Genomic DNA, 19,410 nt, shown 5'->3' on the forward strand with positions numbered 1-19,410 from the left:
GAATGACATGACTTATCTGAAATCGGTGTTGCTTGCGGGCTGTGTCTTTGTGGCTGGCGCAGCTGTTGTGACCTCCGCAAGCGCGGACGTCGTGAAAGACGTCAAGGAACGCGGCAAATTTATCTGCGGGACACTCGGTACTTCTGAGCCTTTTAGTTTCCAGGACGGCAAAACACGTGAGGTTGTTGGATATGAAGTTGATATCTGTCAGGCAATTGCTGACAGTCTCGGCGTGCCACTTGAGTTGAAGCTGATTTCAGTTGAGGCCCGCATCCCGGAACTCATTGCAGGCCGCGTCGATCTTGTCGCTGCCAATCTTGGCTGGAACCCTGAACGTGCCCAGCAGATTGACTATTCCAACCAGCATTTTGTCAGCATGCAGAAAATCCTTGTTCGTGCCGATTCCGGGTTGAAATCCTCTGACGAATTGGCGGGCAAGCGTGTGAGTGCCGTTCGCGGATCTAGTTCGGAGCGCGGCGCGCGTGAACATATAAAAGACGTGAATGTCCTGACCTTCAAGGATGGCGCGAGCGCGTTTCTTGCAGTTCAGCAAGGGAAGGTGAGTGGCATGGTGTCCTCTGAGATGGCGCATATAAAGTTACGCGATGCTGCGAAGAAAGATGGTGGCGTCGAAGTTACTATTCTCGAACCTGCTCTGTTTGCTGAACCATGGGGTCTTGGTATCAAAAAGGGGGAAGATGTATTCAAGGACCATGTGAATAAGGTTCTGTCTGATCTCGAAACTTCCGGAAAATTCGACCAGATTTTTGATAAGTGGTTTGGCGCTGAAACGTCGTTTGGCGGGTTGAAGCGGGAATTCAAGATTGAGGAAATCAAGGAGTAATTCGTTTGCTCCGATAGCAGCCCACAATGTGGGCTGTTTCTTAAATGAGTTTTCGCTTTGCTCTGCAAAGCGTACTTACCGGGAAGGCCATCACAAAGTGAGATGAGGCCATGCAGTACAATTTCGATCTTGGTATTATCTTCCAGGAACAATACTTTAATCTTCTCGTCTCCGGCTTCTCGACGACAGTCTTGCTCACGCTGACTTCGCTTTTGCTTGCATTCTTTGTCGGCAGTGTTCTGACAGGTCTTCGGCTCACGGGCTGGTGGATTGCGGACAATTTTGTCGCCGTTTATGTGGCTTTCCACCGAAACGTTCCGATGGTGGTCCATATCCTGTTTTGGTATTTCGGTGTTGCGGCCCTTCTGCCACAATCTGTGACGAACTGGCTTTATGACCACAATGCTGAATTCCTGATGGCGATGATCGCGATCGGTCTGGTCGGATCGGCCTACATTTCCGAAGATTTGCGTAGCGCCGTTCGCTCGATACCGGCAGGCCAGACAGAAGCTGCCCGTGCGCTTGGGCTAAACTACATATCGACATTGCGACGCATTATCCTGCCTCAGGCATTTCGCATCGCAGTACCGCCACTGGTCAGTCAGACAGTATTGATGTTCAAAAACACCAGCCTGGCTATGGCAATTGGTGTCCTAGAGCTTACGGCTGCGGGTCGTGAGATCGAAAACTACACCTTCAAAACATTTGAAATCTATGTCGTCATCACCGTGTTCTATCTCGTGTTCTCGCTATTAATCATGTGGGGTGGTAGTGTCCTTGCGCATCGCTATTCTACTGTCGTGCGCACAGACCCAGCATCCGTAAAGGCTGGCTGAGATGCTTGAAATCATTCAAAACAATTGGCTTTTGCTTCTCATTGGCTCCTATCCACATGGTCCTATTGGTGGGCTCGCTGCAACTTTGGGAATGGCAATAAGCAGCATATTGCTGGCACTGCCGTTAAGCATTCTGCTCGCTCTTGCCCGGCTTAGTCCTTTCGCAGCTGTTCGACTGCCGGCTATCGCTGTCATCTACTTCGTGCGCGGCGTGCCGCTACTGATGTTCATCTTCTGGGCTTATTTTCTTATTCCCCTTGTTACCGGTGCTTCCGTTCCTGGTTATGTCGTCATGATTGTCACGCTTGCCTTTTATGAAAGTGCATATCTTGCGGAGATTATACGCGCTGGAATTCAAGCACTTCCTGCTGGCCAGTACGAGGCAGGAAGAACTCTGGGGCTGCCGTATCTAAAAGTTATGCGGGTGATCATTCTTCCTCAGGCACTCTTCAACATGCTCCCGAGCATGCTCAATCAGTTGGTCTCGACGGTTAAGGAAACTTCACTGGCCTATATCATTGGAACGCAGGAATTAACTTTTGCTGCAGACCAGATCAACAATGTCCTGTTGACCAAGCCTTTTGAAGTATTTGGCCTGCTGGCACTGACCTACTTTGTTTTGAACTTCACGCTGACATCTATCGCGAAGTTTGCCGAGAATAAAATCAATGACAAGCGTTCTGGCGCCACGTCGACAGTCGAAAGTGCAACGGTATGATAAAATTTTCGAACGTCTGCAAATGGTACGGCGAGTATAAGGCACTCGATGACATCAACGCTGGTGTCAGCCGCGGGGAAGTTGTTGTTATCTGTGGACCATCCGGTTCTGGTAAATCAACTCTGATTAGGACGATAAACCGTCTTGAAGCGATCCAGTCAGGGGAAATTCAGGTTGATGGCGTGAATGTAAATGCGCGGTCTACCAATATTGATGAGCTGCGCACGCATATCGGCTTTGTCTTCCAGCAGTTCAATCTATTTCCTCATCTGAGCGTGCTGGAGAACCTCACTCTTGCACCTTTGGAACTGAAAAAGGCCAAAAAGGCAGAAGCTCAGTCGCGGGCGACGGAGCTGTTGACCCGTGTTGGCCTTGCGCATAAGGCAAACGCCTATCCCCTCCAACTTTCAGGCGGTCAGCAGCAACGTGTAGCAATTGCGCGGGCTCTGGTGATGCGGCCACCAGTCATGCTTTTTGACGAGCCGACAAGCTCACTTGATCCTGAAATGGTCTGTGAAGTCCTGCAGGTTATGAAGGGGCTCGCCAGTGAGGGCATGACGATGGTTTGCGTCACCCACGAAATGGGCTTTGCCCGCGAAGTCGCAGATCGCATTTGGTTTATGGACGAAGGCCGTCTTATCGAAACCGCAACGCCATCTGAGTTCTTCGCAAACCCAAAAAGTGAACGAGCTAAAAAGTTCCTTTCCGAAATTTTGTAGGACACCGGTCCAGCACATGACAAGGCAGTGGCTAGCGGAGCGCTGGCTTGGTTCAGCGCCAGCCATAAAAGCAGAAGGACATTACAGTGATTGAGTTTCAACCTGCATCCCGGGTAAATCGTATCAAGCCATCTCCGAGTTCACTTGCTTCAGCGCGCGCACGGGATCTTAAGGCGGAGGGGCGCGATATTGTCGACCTCACCGTAGGGGAGCCGGATTTCGACACACCTGACAATATCAAGGAAGCGGGTATTGAAGCAATCAGGTCGGGCGATACGAAATACACTCCCGTTAACGGCACGGCGGCTCTGCGCAAAGCAATTCAAGCTAAATTTAAGCGTTCATCCGGCCTTTGCTACGAAAATGATCAGATATGTGTTGGGGGCGGCGCCAAGCAGATTATTTTTCTGGCGCTAATGGCAAGCGTTGAACGTGGAAGTGAAGTCATTATTCCTACCCCTTATTGGGTCTCCTATCCTGACATGGTGTTGGCTAACAATGGCAAACCAGTCATTGTGGAATGCCGTGAAGAAAATGGCTTCAAGCTCACCGCGGAAGCGCTCGAACAGGCCATTACCCCGAACACACGTTGGCTGATTATCAACTCGCCGTCCAACCCTTCCGGTTCCGTTTATACGCGCGAAGAACTCACTCAGCTTGCGGCCGTGCTTGTCCGGCATCCGCATGTATGGGTGCTCGCCGATGAAATCTACAATGAGGTCCTTTTTGACAGCAACGCACCGGACAACGTTGCAACTGTTGAAGCGAGCCTTAAAGAGCGCTTGTTTATCATCAACGGCGTCTCAAAGACCTATGCTATGACCGGTTGGCGCATCGGGTACGGTGTCGGAAACGTGAAGCTTGTTGCAGCGATAAATAAACTGCAATCACAAATGTCTTCCTGCCCGTCCTCGATCAGTCAGGCCGCTGCGGTGGAAGCACTTGATGGCGATCAAGCTTTTATTACGACAGCTGCAAGCGTTTATCGTGGGCGGCGTGACCTTGCAGTCGGTCTTCTCAATGCAATTCCCGGCATTCGTTGCACGTCACCCAACGGCGCGTTCTATGTTTTTCCAAACTGCACCGGCGTTTTTGGCAAGGTAAAGCCAGATGGCAAGCAGATCGAAACTGATCTCGACTTCATCATCTACCTCCTCGAAAGCGTCGGTGTCGCTGCTCTTCACGGCAGTGCATATGGAATGCCGGGATACTTCCGGCTTTCAATTGCGACTTCGGAAGAGGTAATCCGGGAAGGCTGCACTCGTATCGCTGCTGCAATACAGGCACTGCGATAATTATTCATACATCTACGATCAAGAACAGGGACGCACGCCAATGAGTGGTGACGTGTTACGCAGTAAACTGGCAACTGGTGCGAGCGTTACGATGTTCAATCCCCATCATGTTTCAACTGGACTGGCAGCTCGTCTGATTGAGCTCGGTGCCGATTCCGTGTTTCTTGATTGTGAGCACGGAACCTGGGGCTTTGATGATGTCCGCACGACGGTGCAGATTACACGATCTGTTGGCGGCGCTGCCGTCGTTCGCCCACACTCACATGAACGACCTATCATCATCCGCTATCTTAATGCAGGCGCAGATGGCATTATGGTTCCAATGGTTGAAACGGCGGAACAGGCGCGGTTAATCGTTGATGCTGTGCGTTATGCTTTACCTTCGGACCATGCGAAGCGACTGATCGTTGCGATGATAGAAACGACGTCGGCAATTGACAACCTAGAGGATATTCTTGCCGTTGAAGGTGTTGATGTCTTCTTCATTGGGCCTGGTGACCTCTCACAGGACATGGGGTTTCCTCCGGCTCCGCCATTTGGCAAGCCACGCCCTGAAGAGGTAATGGCAAAGGTCGCGGAAGCCATCGATAAAATCCGCAATGCGGGGAAGATTGCAGGTACGCTGGCAACGCTTCAGGAAATCCCACACTGGCGGGCGAAAGGGGTGCAGTTCTTTTATATTCACTCCGATCCTTTCCTCCGCAATGGCATTATGGAAATTAAATCGATACTGGCATCTGTAGGACGCGATACATGACGTTTCCATTATTTGATCTTGATGGCCGACGCGCACTCATCACTGGCTCCTCGCAAGGTATTGGTCTTGCAATCGCTGGCGGGCTGGCCGCGCACGGCGCCGCCGTTGTCCTTAATGGACGCGATGTCGCAAAACTTGACGCGGCGGCTGCCTTTTTGCGGGCGCAAGGCTTTTCTGTAGAAACGGCAGCGTTTGACGTGACGAACGCCAGTGGCGTGCAGCAAGGCGTTGCTGCAATTGAGGAAGATCAGGGTCCTATTGATATCCTGATTAACAATGCCGGTATGCAGTTTCGCTCGCCGCTTGAGGATTTTCCTGTTGATCGCTGGGATGAGTTGCTTAGGACAAATATCTCAAGCGCCTTTTATGCCGGACAAGCTGTTGCGCGCTTTATGATTAAGCGCGGCAAAGGCAAAATCATCAATATCGCGTCCGTTCAAAGTGAACTCGCACGGCCAAGGATCGCACCCTATACCGCAACAAAAGGCGCTATAAAGAACCTTACCCGAGGAATGTGTGCGGACTGGGCTCGCTATGGCTTGCAGATCAACGCTATTGCGCCGGGCTATTTCAAAACCCCTCTCAATCAGGCGCTTGTGGACAGTGAGGAGTTTTCCTCATGGCTGCAAAACCGCACTCCTGCAGGACGCTGGGGTGAGGTGGAAGAACTGATCGGAGCAGCGGTGTTTCTGTCTGCGCAGGCATCGTCATTTGTAAATGGACACACTCTTTATGTTGACGGCGGGATCACCACTTGTCTCTGATTTAACGTCGCCGGCGCCGGTTATTGTGATGGGAGTTTCAGGCTGTGGCAAGTCATCCGTCGGACGACTTCTCGCGGTTAGCCTTGAGGCAGAATTTATTGAAGGCGATGATCTTCACTCGCCCCACAATGTCTCAAAAATGCAGGCTGGCATTGCACTCACTGACGATGATCGCTGGCCATGGCTTGATGCCATCGGCAACAGGCTCGCTTGGAACCCAAATGTGGTGGTGTCCTGTTCGGCACTGCGCAGAGTTTACAGAGAGCGGTTGCGGGTGGCGGCCGGGCGTCCGCTGACATTCGTTTGTCTGCAGGGGCCAAGGCAGCTGCTGTTTGAACGAATGACAGCGCGCCAGAACCATTACATGCCAGCCGCGTTGCTTGACAGTCAGTTCAACACACTTGAACTTCCGACAGACGAAGATGATGCGATCATCGTCGATATTGAGCGCTCGGCCCAGAATGTCGCTGATCTCGCGCTGCCGCTGATTGTCAGGCGGCGATGACGAACATTCCTCCAAATTATCACGGTGAAGCTATGTCAAAACCCGAAATTCTTCTGATGGGCGCTTATCCTGAATGGGATCTTTTAGCACTTCAAGCCTGTTATCATGTTCACAAGGTCTATGAAGCGCAGGATAGGAATGCTTTCATTGCACAGCATGCGCCGGAAATTCGCGCGATCGCGACCCGTGGTGAACTCGGCGCATCAGCCAGGCTGATGCAGGCACTCCCTAAGCTCGAAATTGTTGCCTGCTACGGCGTGGGTACTGATGCGATTGATTTGGCATATGCGCGAGGTGCCGGCATCCGTGTAACCAATACACCGGATGTTCTGACCGCTGATGTTGCCGATCTTGGCGTGGCATTGTTGCTCGCAACTGCACGCAAGTTACCGCAGGGAGATCAATTTGTCCGTGAGGGCAAATGGGCCAGAGGCAATATGGAAATGGTCACACGCGTCAGTGGGAAGCGTGTTGGTGTGGTCGGTTTTGGCCGGATCGGCGCAGCCGTTGCAAAACGACTGGCCGCATTTGATTGTGATGTTGCCTACTTCAGCAGAAATCAACGCGACGGTGTAGCCTATCCTTTTTTCAAAGATCTTCTGGAAATGGCAAAATGGTCGGAATTTTTGATTGTTACACTTTCAGGCGGTGATGCAACCCGAAACATGATCGACAGCGCTGTGCTAGAAGCGCTCGGTAGGCAGGGTATTCTGGTCAATGTTTCGCGCGGTTCAACTGTCGATGAAGCCGCACTTCTTAAAGTGCTGGAAAACAAAGCGATTAAGGGCGCTGGCCTTGATGTTTTCCTGAATGAACCAGAAATCGATGAGCGTTTTTTTGCTCTCGATAATGTTGTCGTTCAGCCGCATCACGGTTCAGGAACATTAGAGACGCGACAGGCGATGGGCAAGCTTGTGCGCGACAATCTGGCTGCCCATTTCGCCGGGTTAGACCTACTTACTTCAGTTGTGTGAGGAAACGCCATGCAAGCTATTGTCATTCATGCCGCAAAAGATTTGCGTATTGAGGAACGCGTGCCTGAAACGGCAGGGGTTGGTGAAGTAGAAGTGAAGATTGAAGCCGGCGGCATTTGCGGCTCCGATCTGCACTATTATAACCATGGTGGCTTTGGTACGGTTCGCCTGCGTGAACCCATGGTGCTTGGTCACGAAGTCGCCGGAACGATTGTTGCTTTGGGCGATGGCGTATCCGGTCTTGCCATCGGTGACCGGGTTGCTGTTTCACCCAGTCGTCCCTGTGGTGATTGTGACTATTGTCACAAAGGTATGCAGAACCACTGCATCAATATGCGTTTTTATGGAAGCGCAATGCCCATGCCGCATATTCAGGGCGCATTTCGCCAGCGGCTTGTTGCCCGACAGGCGCAATGTTTCAAGGTCGCAGACGACATCTCCATCAATGAAGCAGCATTGGCTGAGCCATTTGCAGTGGCTTTGCATGCGGCTGCGCGCGCAGGCAGTCTGTTGGGCAAGCGTGTCCTGGTGAGTGGTTGTGGTCCGATCGGTGCGTTGGCCATCATTGCAGCGCGCGCACATGGTGCCTGTGAGATTGTGGCAACAGACGTAATGGATGCGGTACTAACAAAAGCTCTAGCGGTTGGTGCGGATAAAGTTCTCAATATCCGCAAAGATCCGCAGGCCCTTGCAGCTTATGCTGCAAATAAAGGCTATTTTGACGTGCAGTTTGAGGCCTCTGGCAATGAACAAGCTATCCGCAGTGGGCTTGAGGTGTTGAGGCCGCGTTCTGTTCTCGTTCAGCTTGGGCTCGGCGATGAAATGTCACTTCCGCAGAATACCATCGTTGCAAAAGAAATCGAATTGAAGGGCACATTCCGCTTCCATGGCGAGTTTGGTCTGGCCGTTGATCTCATCAACACGAAGCGCGTCGACCTCAAGCCGCTCTTATCAGCTGTTTATCCGTACGAGGATGCAATCAAAGCGTTCGAAATAGCTGGAGATCGTAGTCAGTCTATGAAAGTTCAGCTAAGTTTCTGATCCAGGATGGGGAAACGCGCTTGCGCCGCAAGGTGCCGGCACTCTTCGGGAAAAGAAATGAAAATGGAGGAATTTAATGTCGCAAGCTGAAATAGGCCTGATTGGCCTCGGTGTTATGGGGTCGAATCTGGCGCTGAATATTGCCGAGAAGGGCAACCGCATCGCTGTATTTAATCGTACCGTCGAAGCGACCAGAAAATTTTATGAGGAAGCGGGCGAGCTACAGAGCCAGATCATTCCTTGCGAAACGATCGAAGAATTCATTGCTGCAATTCGTCCGCCACGCCCGATTATCATCATGATCAAAGCCGGCGAGGCCGTCGATCAGCAGATGGAGGCGCTCTCCAGCCACCTCTCTGATGGTGACATTATGATAGATGCAGGCAACGCGAATTTCCGCGATACCATGCGCCGTTTTGAAAGCCTCAAAAACAGTGGCCTGACCTTTATTGGTATGGGTGTTTCAGGTGGCGAAGAGGGGGCACGACACGGCCCTTCGATCATGGTTGGCGGCACCGAGGACTCTTACAATCGCGTTCAGTCAGTTCTCAAATCGATTGCCGCAAAATATAATGGTGAACCATGTGTTGCCTGGCTTGGTGAAAATGGTGCGGGCCATTTTGTGAAAACCATTCACAACGGCATTGAATACGCCGATATGCAGATGATCGCCGAAGTTTACGGAGTTCTGCGTGATGGACTTAAAATGTCGGCTGGCGAAATTAGTGAAGTGTTTGGGTCGTGGAACAAGCGACGCCTGAACTCTTATCTGATCCAAATTACCGAAAAGGTACTTGCCGCGAGCGATCCCGTCAGCGGAAATCCTGTTGTTGATGTTATTCTTGATAAAGCAGGCCAAAAAGGCACCGGGAAGTGGTCTGTAATTGAAGCGCAGAACATGGGCGTCGCTGCAACCACGATTGAAGCAGCTGTTGCCGCGCGTTGTATTTCCGCGCTAAAACAAGAGCGTATCGCAGCCGAGAAAATTCTCGGAATGCCGCCAGTCCCGGCATTGTCCGTCGAAGACAGAGCCATCTTTATTGATGATCTGGAAAATGCGCTCCTGGCCGCCAAAATTGGCGCTTATGCTCAGGGATTTGCAACACTTGCTGCCGCTTCACGGGAGTTCAACTGGAATCTACCAATGCCCACTATCGCGAAGATCTGGCGCGAGGGTTGTATTATTCGCTCCCAGTTCCTTAATGAGATTGCGAGTGCATTTGAAGCTGCGCCGGACGTTGCCAATCTTATTGTGACGCCAGCTTTTGCAACCTTGATCAATGAAACAGATGGCGCATTAAGGCGCGTTGTTTCGACCGCAGTACTGGCGGGTCTGCCAGTGCCTGCTCTCGCATCGGCACTGGGCTATTTTGACAGCTATCGCCGTTCACGCGGCACGGCCAATGTCATTCAGGCGCAGCGCGATTTCTTTGGCGCACACGGCTTTGAGCGGGTTGACGGCAAAGATATTCCTCACGGCCCTTGGGGCATCAATAGTTGAACCGAAAGAGCGAGCTAAGGTCATTGGAAGTTTATCATGTTGCCTATTTCTTGAGTGGCAATCAATCAGATCGGCAGATGCTTGTTTCTGCATTTAAATTTTATGCCGTTAAACCGGTCCTTCCGCCAATGGCCCCATTACAGTCGGTAGAATTCCGGGGACCCTGACTGGCGATCAAGCGGCCGTGCTGGCACACAACGATGGCCGCTTCGCTAGCTTATTCGTCTGGACCGTACTGCCTGTTTCGTGTCCCGAAGCCGCCCAAAAGCTATTGCGGTGGAGTTGGGGACGTACAAAATTGATGGCCGGTGCGGCGGCATCGGCCTATATGAAGAGGGAGCCGTTTCCAACGACGCAGCACAGACTGGGCTAAGAACGGTAATATCGCAGCCTTATTTGCTTTCTCCGTCCATAAAGCGCATGGTGATCATCACGACAGCATTTGAAACGGGCGCTGTCATTCAGGCTTAGAATGCCTGGCCCGCAACAAAGGAGGACCCCATGTCTTCCAACGCCTTGAATTACAGAAACATTACTATGATTTCGCGTCTACTCAGGGAGGTTCGCAAGCCCGGCGACACGCAAGAATTGCGCACCGATGCTGCACGCTACCTTGCGCGACGGTTTCAGGAGGGAACATGTGACGAAGGTCGACTGAATATCGCGTTGAAACAATTCGCCAAGAAGCATCGAACAATGGCGAAAGCCGTTGAGCGTTGGGATGATGAAGGTGGCGCAATTAAAAGCGAAACATAATGGCCCTTTCATTTCCAGACCCTGGCTGAAGTCTCGATGATTTAACGACGGGCGTCCGATTTGTCAGCTACGATTTAATGACTTCGGTTCCATTTTTAATCGATAAATCCGCACTTGAGAAATACGGTGTCATCGCTGCCCCGGAATCATCGCATCTGGTTGCCTTCGACGCTTTACGCAACTAGATCTACGATGTTATCCGCAAAGTTTATTCCCAGGTTCGGCAAACTTCCTATCGGATCACTCTGGAAGACATGAAGTAAGTCGGTCTACAGATCTTGAAGTTAAGGTAAACCTATCTGCGTTCACTTTTTAGCATTTATTGCAAGCGCATCAAAGCGATATGGGCAGCTTGCGTCCTCATAGATCGCACCGTTAAAGCATGTAATGAGGGTAAAATGCTGGCCATTAACGGCAGCTTTGTGTTTCCCTCACGAACGTTCCGGAGCCATGTCGACGCTCGACAATGCCGGCGAAAACCAACATCCCGATCGCCTCTCTTAAAGTGGCCCGCGACACGTTAAGAGATTGCGCCATGTCTTTTTCGTTTGGTAGGCGTTGATCTTCTTGCCAGCATCCCTCCTGGATCGCGAGCCGCACCTTCTCAGCGACTTGTATGGAAAGTGGCTGATTATCCAGGGGTCGCAACCATTCGGCGGGGTTATCAAGATGAACCTGGTCTTTTGTCATGTTAATCCATCCCCATAGCTTTGGACGAGTCGGAAATTCGCATTGCATAGCGTCGGGCCAGGATCGCTCCAACAAGGATCTGGATCTGATTATAGAGCATGATAGGCAACACGATCATGCCAAATCCTGGCACGCCTGCAAAAAGGACTTGGGCCAGTGGAAGTCCTGATGCAAGGCTTTTCTTTGACCCGCAGAACACAGCCGCAATTTCATCTTCACGAGCGAAACCTAACCAGCGCGACCCCGTCATGGTGAAGCTAATCACAAAAGTGAGGACAAGAAGGCAAAGCGCAACAGCAGTGATGAGGCCCGATGTCGGCAGGACATGCCAAAGACCCGCGGTGACAGACTGAGAAAAAGCAGAATAGATAATGAGCACAATCACCGACTGATCGTAGTTTTCCAGCCAATGTTTGCGCGTTGCAAGGAGTGGACCCAGCCAGCGATGGCAGGCTTGCCCCAGTCCAAACGGTATAAGAAGTTCAAATACTACATCGCCTAATGCATGTCCGAGATCAATCGATCCGGACGAACGCATAAAAATCGCCATCAAAATTGGTGTCAATAAAAGTCCGAAGACGTTCGAACCCGCCGAATTGCATACTGCTGCCGGAACGTTGCCTTTTGCAATAGCGGTATAGGCAATAGAGCTGGAGATCGCCGAAGGAAGAACTCCCAGATAAATGAACCCGAGGACAAGGTCGGGCGGCAGGATTGTTTCGGGAATGAGGCGCAGAGGCTGCACGATCAGTGGGAAGATGATGAATGTCGTCGCAAAAATAAATAAATGAAGCTGCCATTGCTTCAGCCCTGAAACGATTGCGCGATGAGACAATGCGGCTCCATGGCCAAAAAACAACAGGGCAACGCCGATAGAACCTAATGTACTGACGATGTCGGATGCGCTCCCGGTTGCTGGTAAAATGGTTGCCAGCACAACCGCAGCAATCATCAAAATCAAAAACGGATCAAAACGCATCAATTATTCACCTTAAATTGGTCGGCTTGACCGACAGTTGATAGGAGACTAGGTGTGGAGTGAAATGGTCTGCAAATTGGTATGGAAAAACAGTGATGAGTGACCGAATGTCGACCGCGGAAGCTATGCAACGGATGCTAAGCTTCTTCGAAAAAGAGCGGCTGGGTCCTCAGGACAAAATACCGCCCGAGCGGATTCTATCGACCAGACTTGGTTGCAGCCGTGAAACGACACGAAAAGTTCTACGCCAGCTTGAGATCGAAGGCCTGGTTTGGCGTCATCAGGGCAAGGGCACTTTCATGGGTAGCCCGTCCTCAGACGTCGAACGGCCGATTGAGCGCATCATCGAATCTGCATCCGCTCGGGATCTTATGGAAGCAAGGCTTGTTTACGAACCAGCATTGGCTGCAGCTGCAGCATTGAATGCCACTCATGACGATCTCGACAGTTTGCGTAACCTTGCTGTTGCCACTGGGATGGCCAAGGATTGGCGCGAATATGAGCGTCTCGATGACGCTTTTCATAAGGCCGTCGCACGTGCAAGCGGAAACGCCTTGCTTGCTGCGATCTTTCGCTCTCTCGCGTCTGTGCGAGCGCGCTCGAAATGGCAACGCACCCATGATGCGATCTTTCGCGAGGCACGTAAACGCGAATATGCGAGCCAGCAAAGTGAGATGCATATTGCGATCGTTGATGCGATTGAAGCTCGTGATATCGATCGGGCTCACCTGACCATGTATTCACATCTAAAGCTGATCAGTTCACTAGAGCATGCCTCAAGCTGATATAGCTATGAGATGCACGGAGGTGCCGATGATGATTGGATATCATTTCTGATTAGGAACGCTAGAAGTTTTGGGCAAGCGCTGCTCGTGACGGAACGCCTATTCACGCACGTACGCGGCCGCGGTCTTCGCAGATGGAAACAGCACAGGCGCAGCGCAGCTCCAGTTTCTTTGTGAGGCAGGATTTTCAGTTGATGCTGCAACGAATCCCCTGGTGACCATTAACTTCTATACGGTTGGGGACGTGCTTGAGGATCACGCCCGTGAAAGCGATACGAGCGAACGCAATGGCACAAGGAACCGTGCTTGCTCCGCCTTTGCTTAGTGTCGCGGTCAATAGTTGGAACGGAGTGAGACCCGATGCAACGTTTGATCGGGGCTCTCATTGATTGTCGATGGCTTGGCAAATAGAATGCGCGCAATGGATGAAGTCGGTGAACTCGCGAATTGACGAAGGTAATCCGGGTAACGGACTGCAGGGAACGCTCCACAAGTATTTTTGCTTGCCAGTCTATCAGTTCGTCCGAATAAGCGCGTTGAAGCAGTTCCACCAATAATTCGCGCGTAGACCCAATGCGGCATCTTGCGGCGGCGACCGATATGGAATCGAGCCAGTCTGCAATTTCGACAAATGAAAGAAATTAGGCCGCAGCTAGTGCTTCTCTCAGAAGGTATTTGAGACAAACAAGAGAATTTCACTTCGGTTTATCAAATGTTCTGATAAATTTGCTATCTTCTGGCGAATTTGGTCGCCGGAGAGAAAGTGCTCTGATGCTAGGTCCCGTTTTTTTCTCGCCGTCACGTGAACTTACGATTGGTGAGGTTGCTGACTATACCGGTGCGACCCTTCTCGACCAAACACATGCTTCGCGTATCGTCACCCGTCTTACTTCTATCGCAGACGCAGGCGAAGGAGCCCTCGTTTTTTTGGAGAACACGAAGAACTTCGGAGAGTTCAAGAACATGAACGTTGCAGCTGTTCTTTGTACCGAAGCCGTCGCCACCAGTCTTTCCGGCGACACAGCTGTTTTAATTACGCCCTATCCGCGCCGCGATTTCTCATCGGTCGGACGCATGCTGTTCCCTAATGCTGTACGCCCGGAAAGCTGGTTCGGAAATACGGGCATTTCTCCGGAGGCAATTATTCATCCCACCGCGCATGTAGGGGTTGGTGCAACGATAGAGGCCGGAGCGGTCTTAGGCAAAAACGTCATAGTCGGTGCAGGCTCACTCGTATCGTCCTCCGCTGTTATTGGAGCAGGATGCCAGATTGGGAGCGACTGCTACGTCGCGCCCGGCGTTTCTGTTCAGTTTGCCCTCATCGGTAACACTGTTTCCCTGCATCCCGGCGTGCGCATCGGGCAGGACGGCTTTGGCTTTGGGGCGGGCGTTGGAAGCGTAGAAAACGTACCTCCGCTGGGGCGCGCCATTATTGAAGATGACGTTGAAATAGGTGCGAACACCACAGTGGCTCGGGGAGCGCCCGGCGATACAATTATAGGCGCTGGCACCAAAATCGATAACCTTGTTCAGATCGCACAGAGTGTTCGTATCGGGCGCTTCTGTCTGATCGCCGCGCATTGTAGTATTTCCGCCAGTTGTATAATTGGCGACAATACTATGCTTGGGGGCCTTGTCAGTGTTGCTGACCACACGGTGATAGGGACAAGTGTGGGGGTGGCAGCCGGTAGCGACGTTATAAACAATATTCCCGATGGCGAACGGTGGGGAGGGGTACCGGCCCGCCCTATCAAGCAATGGTTCCGCGATATTGTGAATGTACGCGATATTGAACGGTCGAAACATAGCGGACAATACATACGCTGAAATAGAGAGTCGCGTTGACGCGTAAAATCATATCCGCTCGAACAATCTTCATCACTTAGTGGAAGTCCAGGACGACCTGGCAGGTTTTGCGTGTGTTTTCTTACAGGAAATGCATTTGGGCACCTACCTGCACAAGCTCTACGTAGATCGGCTATTTCAGGGAAATAGACTTGCTCCAAGGTTCCTCATCGAAAGCATCGGCCGTTTTCAGATGAGCGCCGCGAAGAGTCAGGTCGGGGGGCGTGGACTGAACTTGAAGAAAGGTATAGAGAAGACGGTCAGCCCACCAGAGAGCCGGTGTGCTCGTAGTGGCCATTGGGACAGATTGGGATAATTTAATATTAGCCGGCCAAATGTTTAACCGCTGTTTTGGCAATTCAATTGATAAGCATATTGACGAGTAGCGGAACGACAAGGGAGGTCGCAATTGCATTGAGCGCCATCGCAATCCCGGCAAACAGCCCCGCGGTCTCGTTGACATCAAAGGCGCGCGCAGTTCCAATGCCGTGCGATGTCAGACCAACAGCAAATCCCCGTGCCGCATAGTCGGTTATCCGCATTGCGTTCATGAAAGGAGTGACGACGAGCGCTCCGATGATACCCGTGAGTATGACCAGCACTGCAGTCAGCGGCGGTGTACCGCCAAGCGTGAAAGAGATTGCCATCGCTACCCCTGCCGTTGCCGATTTCGGAAGGAACGAAATCAATACTTCATTTGAGAGATTGGCCCATTTGCCCATTACAACGATGGAAAAAACAGAAAAGAAGCAGCCGGCGACCAACGCGGACACCATGGGTATAAGGGTTTTGCGCACCTGGTGCCATTGGCGGAACAGAGGTACGGCGATGGCAACGGTAGCGGGGCCAAGCAGGAAGTGGATAAACTGGGCTCCCTCAAAAAATCTCTCATAGGGCACATCGAAAATCAAAAGGAGGCTGGAGAGCAGTACGATGGAAATCAAGACTGGGTTAGCCAGCGGATGACGCCTTAACCGGACTGATATTTCTGTTGCTGCGATCCAAGAACATAAGGTGAGTGTGAGCCAAAGCAAGGGCGAAGCTGAAAGATAGACCCATAGTTCAAGGGGATGCTTCATGGCGTTATCTCTTCCCCATGACACGTTGAACGAGAATGAAGGTCCAGACCGTCACCGCCAATGTCAATATCGCTGAGACAACGACGATCGCTAGGATTGCAGTGGCTTGCCCCTGGATCTGGCTCCACATCGCAACTAGCCCGACACCCGCCGGAACGAAGAGCAGTCCGAGATTTCTAAGAAATCCGTCGGCCGCTGTTTCAGCTTGAGTAAAAATGTTCCAGTTGAGTGTTTTGCACAGCTGCATGGCTGCAAACAGGAGTACAAGTCCCACAACGGGCCCCGGTACGGGGAACCCACTCATGAATATGATACTTTCGCCAGTGAGCTGGAACAACAAAAGTAACGCGATACCCTTGATCATTAAGGCTTCGTCTCCGACTAAAGCAAGCTTCTCGAAAGTGAGATTGGGTTTGGGATCGATCATGCTTAAAAACAAATGGGTCAAGCAGTTTCAATAAGCGAGGAAGACTGGAATACCCGACAAACTCAACAACAGTTAAAACGAGCCGCAGTCGGGTAGTCTATAGGATCTCCGGCGATAGTGTTTTTCAGATTTGAGTGGAATTCTACTTGAAGAGTTGAACTCATACCCTTTCCAGATGCCGCTTCAAAAGTGCGCAATCTGCATGCTGGTGGGAAGTGCGGAGATATGTCGCCCATGATGCGGCTCTAATAATTCCGATGAGTGGACATTATGCCCAAGGAAGCCGGCTTTTTGCGGCGTCGGTCATTTTTGTGTGGTGATGCCGATCCGCGGGAGCATTGCCTTGGCCGTAGTTCAACCACGGTAAGCACCGAAGTCTGGCGTCAGGTTCAAGACGGACCAACGTGGCTGCATCAGCTCGATCCTCCTTCATATTCTTTGAAAGCTAATTGGATCTGCGCCGCCGGCAGCGGTGCATTCTAGCCGAGGTGGTTCACTGTTGCAGGTAAGTTTAGTTTATAAATGTTACTTTACATTTCGTTCGAAATTGGGAAGGTGAAATTGCAATGTGCTCGCAAAATAGTTTCCATAGGAGCAATCCCCGCGGAGATACAAATATGCGTAAACTAACTGGCTATACGTTTGGAGTAGTTCTAATTGGGGTTCTTGGTCTTAGCCAACAAGCAATAGCTGCGAATCCTTGCTCAGGCGTCGATCAAAGTCTGACGAAGCAGAACAAAGCCGAATACGCTACCCTTGTTGCCAAGAGCCTCGATAAAAAGTTGAAGCCAGCGAACATTGAAATCGACGCGGCGCTTCATTCTGGAAAATGGACCGTTATATACGCGTCCACACCCGTTGCAGACCCAGGTTATTTCTTCTTTGACAGTTCATCGGGTGTACCGGTTTTCAAAGACGTGTGGGGAGGCATGGCCGAAGAGGGTGATGGCCCGATTTTGATAAAGTGGGCCCGAGATCTGGGTGCTAACAAGGAAATTGCTTCCTGCTTTTCGCACGTTGTCATGAGCGACTGAAAGTATGAGCGAGCCTACGCTGAGCAGCGTTTCGAGATGGCGCGCTCACGGACCAAAACTGCAACAACGGGCGGGATTAATTGCGTTAATCCGTTCTGCATGCACCTGACGAGGGAAAAGAATACCTTTAACTCAAACAACGTTAGCTGCATCGTGTCTTTTGGCCAATCTTATGCGGGATCACAAAACGAAATGTGGGTGCTGCTGAGCCAGTGTAAACGGTCTATGCCTTAATTTCTCCGATCACAACCCGAAATCGGCACAGATATGAGACCTGTATCTCAAAATATCGTGCATGCTTTCCTCACGAAATATGCGGGTACAGATGCAACCACTGGATTAGCCTCTTCCAGCTCGGGAAGCCAAAATGGCTTTGCAGATGACCAAGAAAATCTCAACCCTATCCGTCACGGCAGCCTTGCTAAAAGCTGTTCTGCATAATGTGCAGTCTGAAGGCGTACACGTGAGCGCAATCAAAGCCGGAGGACGCAGCGCATTACCCGCATTCTCGGTAACTTGCGCTTACAAAGACGGTAGCGAAAGATATTCGGTGAAAATTCTGTCTGGACTGGTAGCTCACGAGAGGTAAGCGGCCGCGATAAATTCGCCCCTGCATCTGGCGCTAAGGGCTCGGGGAGAAAACGAATCGAGCGCAGTCTCCGCAAACAGCTTTTGGCAGGCCGAGAAAGCGGCATTCAGTGCGCTCAACGATAAGGAGGGTTTTTTGCACAACCGGCCCAAATATTCTCGTCGACTTGTACCACTCAAATTTACAGTTGCAGAAAATCGATTTTTCCGTCACATTGATCGGGCTTTGTGGGAGGAGCTATGACAAAGAATGTAATTCTCGTGGATCCGTTACCGCGGACCCTAGACCTGATTGCGCGTCCTGAAGTTAGGGCTCGACTTGAAGCCCTGGGTGAGCTTGTCATCAGCGAAGACAAGCCAATGGACGATGAGGTTGTTGAGCGGTATTTGCCTGATACAGTTCTTCTGATCGGCCAAACGGCTATGCCAAAAGAGCGTCTTGACCGCGCGCCGAAGCTCAAGGGCATCTTCAACGTTGAAACGAACTTCCTGCCCAATATCGATTATCAGGCTTGTGTCGAGCGTGGCATTTGGGTACTCACCCCGGCCTCTGCCTTTGCCGGTCCGGTTGCTGAATCCGCCCTTGCGATGACGCTGGACCTGGCACGTGGGATTACCAGTGCTGACCGCGAAATGCGTGCAGGCACGGAGCAATATGGTCTCGAAGGCAACGTCGATACTGTGCGTTTTATGGGGGCAACGGTCGGAATTGTCGGCTTTGGTGACCTAGGACGGCAATTCCGCGATCTGATCCGTCCGTTTCGCAACAAGACGTTGGTTTATGATCCGTGGCTACCGACTGAAATCATCGAACGGGCTGAGTGTATTCCCGCATCCCTTGACCGGGTTGTTAAGGAGAGCCAGTTCATTCTAGTGTTTGCTAGCGTCACAAGCGAAAATCAGGGCCTGATTGGTGCCCGTGAATTTGCGATGATGCAAAAGGGCGCGAAGTTTCTTCTAATGAGCCGAGCGGCCGTAGTGAATTTCCCAGCAATGCTTGAAGCAGTCGAGTCTGGTCACATTCAGGCCGCAACCGATGTGTTTCCCGACGAACCCGTTGCCGCGGACGACCCGGTGCGATCGATCGACGGGCTTCTGCTCTCGGCACATCGTACAGGTGGAACACGCGACGCGTTTTTTGAAATTGGCTCGATGACGGTCGCAGACGCTGAACTGATCATGAAGGGGTTGCCGCCGCAATTGTGCCGCCGAGCCGATCCCGCAACAGCTGCCAAGCTCCGGTCAAAGCCGGTATCAATTTCATAATATAAAA

The 19,410-nt window shown here is 51.5% G+C and carries 21 protein-coding genes and 1 pseudogene; 18 read left to right on the forward strand and 4 right to left on the reverse strand.

What is annotated here, in order from left to right:
* Positions 1-7 precede the first annotated feature (7 nt).
* The 12 genes from QSJ70_RS13545 (at position 8) to QSJ70_RS13600 (ending at position 10,710) form a co-directional block, all read left to right on the forward strand.
* Positions 8-844, forward strand: coding sequence for an ABC transporter substrate-binding protein (locus QSJ70_RS13545; protein ID WP_252349205.1), 837 nt, complete (start codon positions 8-10; stop codon positions 842-844).
* A 110-nt stretch (positions 845-954) separates the two neighbouring features.
* Positions 955-1,680: an amino acid ABC transporter permease gene (locus QSJ70_RS13550; RefSeq protein WP_285537085.1), complete on the forward strand. Its 726-nt coding sequence runs from the start codon at positions 955-957 to the stop codon at positions 1,678-1,680.
* A 1-nt stretch (position 1,681) separates the two neighbouring features.
* Entirely contained in the window at positions 1,682-2,398 is a 717-nt protein-coding gene (locus tag QSJ70_RS13555) for an amino acid ABC transporter permease (RefSeq protein ID WP_285537087.1), read from the forward strand.
* Positions 2,395-3,117, forward strand: a complete 723-nt coding sequence (locus tag QSJ70_RS13560) for an amino acid ABC transporter ATP-binding protein (RefSeq protein ID WP_285537089.1) — start codon at positions 2,395-2,397, stop codon at positions 3,115-3,117. The genes QSJ70_RS13555 and QSJ70_RS13560 overlap by 4 nt, the downstream gene beginning before the upstream one ends.
* Before the next feature lie 86 nt (positions 3,118-3,203).
* On the forward strand, positions 3,204-4,412 hold the full coding sequence (locus QSJ70_RS13565; RefSeq protein ID WP_285537090.1) for an aspartate transaminase: 1,209 nt from the start codon (positions 3,204-3,206) through the stop codon (positions 4,410-4,412).
* Positions 4,413-4,452: 40 nt separating this feature from the next.
* Positions 4,453-5,169 (forward strand): HpcH/HpaI aldolase family protein, encoded by a 717-nt coding sequence (locus QSJ70_RS13570; RefSeq protein ID WP_285537092.1) that lies wholly within the window; start codon positions 4,453-4,455, stop codon positions 5,167-5,169.
* Positions 5,166-5,933: an SDR family oxidoreductase gene (locus QSJ70_RS13575; RefSeq protein WP_285537094.1), complete on the forward strand. Its 768-nt coding sequence runs from the start codon at positions 5,166-5,168 to the stop codon at positions 5,931-5,933. The genes QSJ70_RS13570 and QSJ70_RS13575 overlap by 4 nt, the downstream gene beginning before the upstream one ends.
* Before the next feature lie 28 nt (positions 5,934-5,961).
* Positions 5,962-6,438 carry a gluconokinase gene (locus tag QSJ70_RS13580; protein ID WP_285537096.1) on the forward strand — a complete coding sequence of 159 codons (477 nt, stop codon included), beginning with the start codon at positions 5,962-5,964 and terminating at the stop codon, positions 6,436-6,438.
* Positions 6,439-6,470: 32 nt separating this feature from the next.
* On the forward strand, positions 6,471-7,412 hold the full coding sequence (locus QSJ70_RS13585) for a 2-hydroxyacid dehydrogenase (RefSeq protein ID WP_285537098.1): 942 nt from the start codon (positions 6,471-6,473) through the stop codon (positions 7,410-7,412).
* A gap of 9 nt (positions 7,413-7,421) precedes the next feature.
* Positions 7,422-8,453, forward strand: coding sequence for an L-idonate 5-dehydrogenase (locus tag QSJ70_RS13590; protein WP_215780349.1), 1,032 nt, complete (start codon positions 7,422-7,424; stop codon positions 8,451-8,453).
* A gap of 76 nt (positions 8,454-8,529) precedes the next feature.
* A complete protein-coding gene (gnd, locus tag QSJ70_RS13595; RefSeq protein WP_215780350.1) occupies positions 8,530-9,954 on the forward strand; it encodes an NADP-dependent phosphogluconate dehydrogenase in 1,425 nt (474 codons plus the stop codon).
* A 501-nt stretch (positions 9,955-10,455) separates the two neighbouring features.
* Positions 10,456-10,710 carry a hypothetical protein gene (locus tag QSJ70_RS13600; RefSeq protein WP_215780352.1) on the forward strand — a complete coding sequence of 85 codons (255 nt, stop codon included), beginning with the start codon at positions 10,456-10,458 and terminating at the stop codon, positions 10,708-10,710.
* Positions 10,711-11,118: 408 nt separating this feature from the next.
* On the opposite strand, the gene QSJ70_RS13605 is transcribed toward QSJ70_RS13600, so the two are convergent.
* Both QSJ70_RS13605 and QSJ70_RS13610 read right to left on the reverse strand, forming a co-directional pair.
* Positions 11,119-11,400, reverse strand: coding sequence for a GntR family transcriptional regulator (locus QSJ70_RS13605; RefSeq protein WP_215780353.1), 282 nt, complete (start codon positions 11,398-11,400; stop codon positions 11,119-11,121).
* A 1-nt stretch (position 11,401) separates the two neighbouring features.
* Positions 11,402-12,379: a bile acid:sodium symporter family protein gene (locus QSJ70_RS13610; protein ID WP_252349207.1), complete on the reverse strand. Its 978-nt coding sequence runs from the start codon at positions 12,377-12,379 to the stop codon at positions 11,402-11,404.
* Between the two features lie 95 nt (positions 12,380-12,474).
* Between QSJ70_RS13610 and QSJ70_RS13615 the strand changes: the two genes are divergently transcribed.
* The 3 genes and pseudogenes from QSJ70_RS13615 to lpxD all read left to right on the forward strand — a co-directional run bounded on the left by QSJ70_RS13615 (position 12,475) and on the right by lpxD (position 14,991).
* Positions 12,475-13,164: a FadR/GntR family transcriptional regulator gene (locus QSJ70_RS13615; protein ID WP_215780357.1), complete on the forward strand. Its 690-nt coding sequence runs from the start codon at positions 12,475-12,477 to the stop codon at positions 13,162-13,164.
* Between the two features lie 169 nt (positions 13,165-13,333).
* Positions 13,334-13,489 (forward strand): annotated as a pseudogene (locus tag QSJ70_RS13620) (hypothetical protein); the annotation flags it as partial.
* Positions 13,490-13,935: 446 nt separating this feature from the next.
* Positions 13,936-14,991 (forward strand): UDP-3-O-(3-hydroxymyristoyl)glucosamine N-acyltransferase, encoded by a 1,056-nt coding sequence (lpxD, locus tag QSJ70_RS13625; protein ID WP_285537108.1) that lies wholly within the window; start codon positions 13,936-13,938, stop codon positions 14,989-14,991.
* Positions 14,992-15,368: 377 nt separating this feature from the next.
* On the opposite strand, the gene QSJ70_RS13630 is transcribed toward lpxD, so the two are convergent.
* Entirely contained in the window at positions 15,369-16,088 is a 720-nt protein-coding gene (locus QSJ70_RS13630; protein WP_285537110.1) for an LrgB family protein, read from the reverse strand.
* A gap of 4 nt (positions 16,089-16,092) precedes the next feature.
* Positions 16,093-16,452, reverse strand: a complete 360-nt coding sequence (locus QSJ70_RS13635; protein WP_215780539.1) for a CidA/LrgA family protein — start codon at positions 16,450-16,452, stop codon at positions 16,093-16,095.
* Between the two features lie 680 nt (positions 16,453-17,132).
* On the opposite strand from QSJ70_RS13635, the gene QSJ70_RS13640 reads away from it, so the two are divergent.
* The 3 genes from QSJ70_RS13640 to QSJ70_RS13650 all read left to right on the forward strand — a co-directional run bounded on the left by QSJ70_RS13640 (position 17,133) and on the right by QSJ70_RS13650 (position 19,403).
* On the forward strand, positions 17,133-17,549 hold the full coding sequence (locus tag QSJ70_RS13640; protein WP_285537114.1) for a hypothetical protein: 417 nt from the start codon (positions 17,133-17,135) through the stop codon (positions 17,547-17,549).
* Between the two features lie 367 nt (positions 17,550-17,916).
* Positions 17,917-18,138 (forward strand): hypothetical protein, encoded by a 222-nt coding sequence (locus QSJ70_RS13645; RefSeq protein ID WP_285537116.1) that lies wholly within the window; start codon positions 17,917-17,919, stop codon positions 18,136-18,138.
* Positions 18,139-18,377: 239 nt separating this feature from the next.
* Entirely contained in the window at positions 18,378-19,403 is a 1,026-nt protein-coding gene (locus tag QSJ70_RS13650; RefSeq protein ID WP_285537118.1) for a hydroxyacid dehydrogenase, read from the forward strand.
* The last annotated feature ends 7 nt before the right edge of the window (positions 19,404-19,410 follow it).

This window comes from Brucella sp. NBRC 12950, from assembly GCF_030268145.1.
Lineage (GTDB): Bacteria > Pseudomonadota > Alphaproteobacteria > Rhizobiales > Rhizobiaceae > Brucella.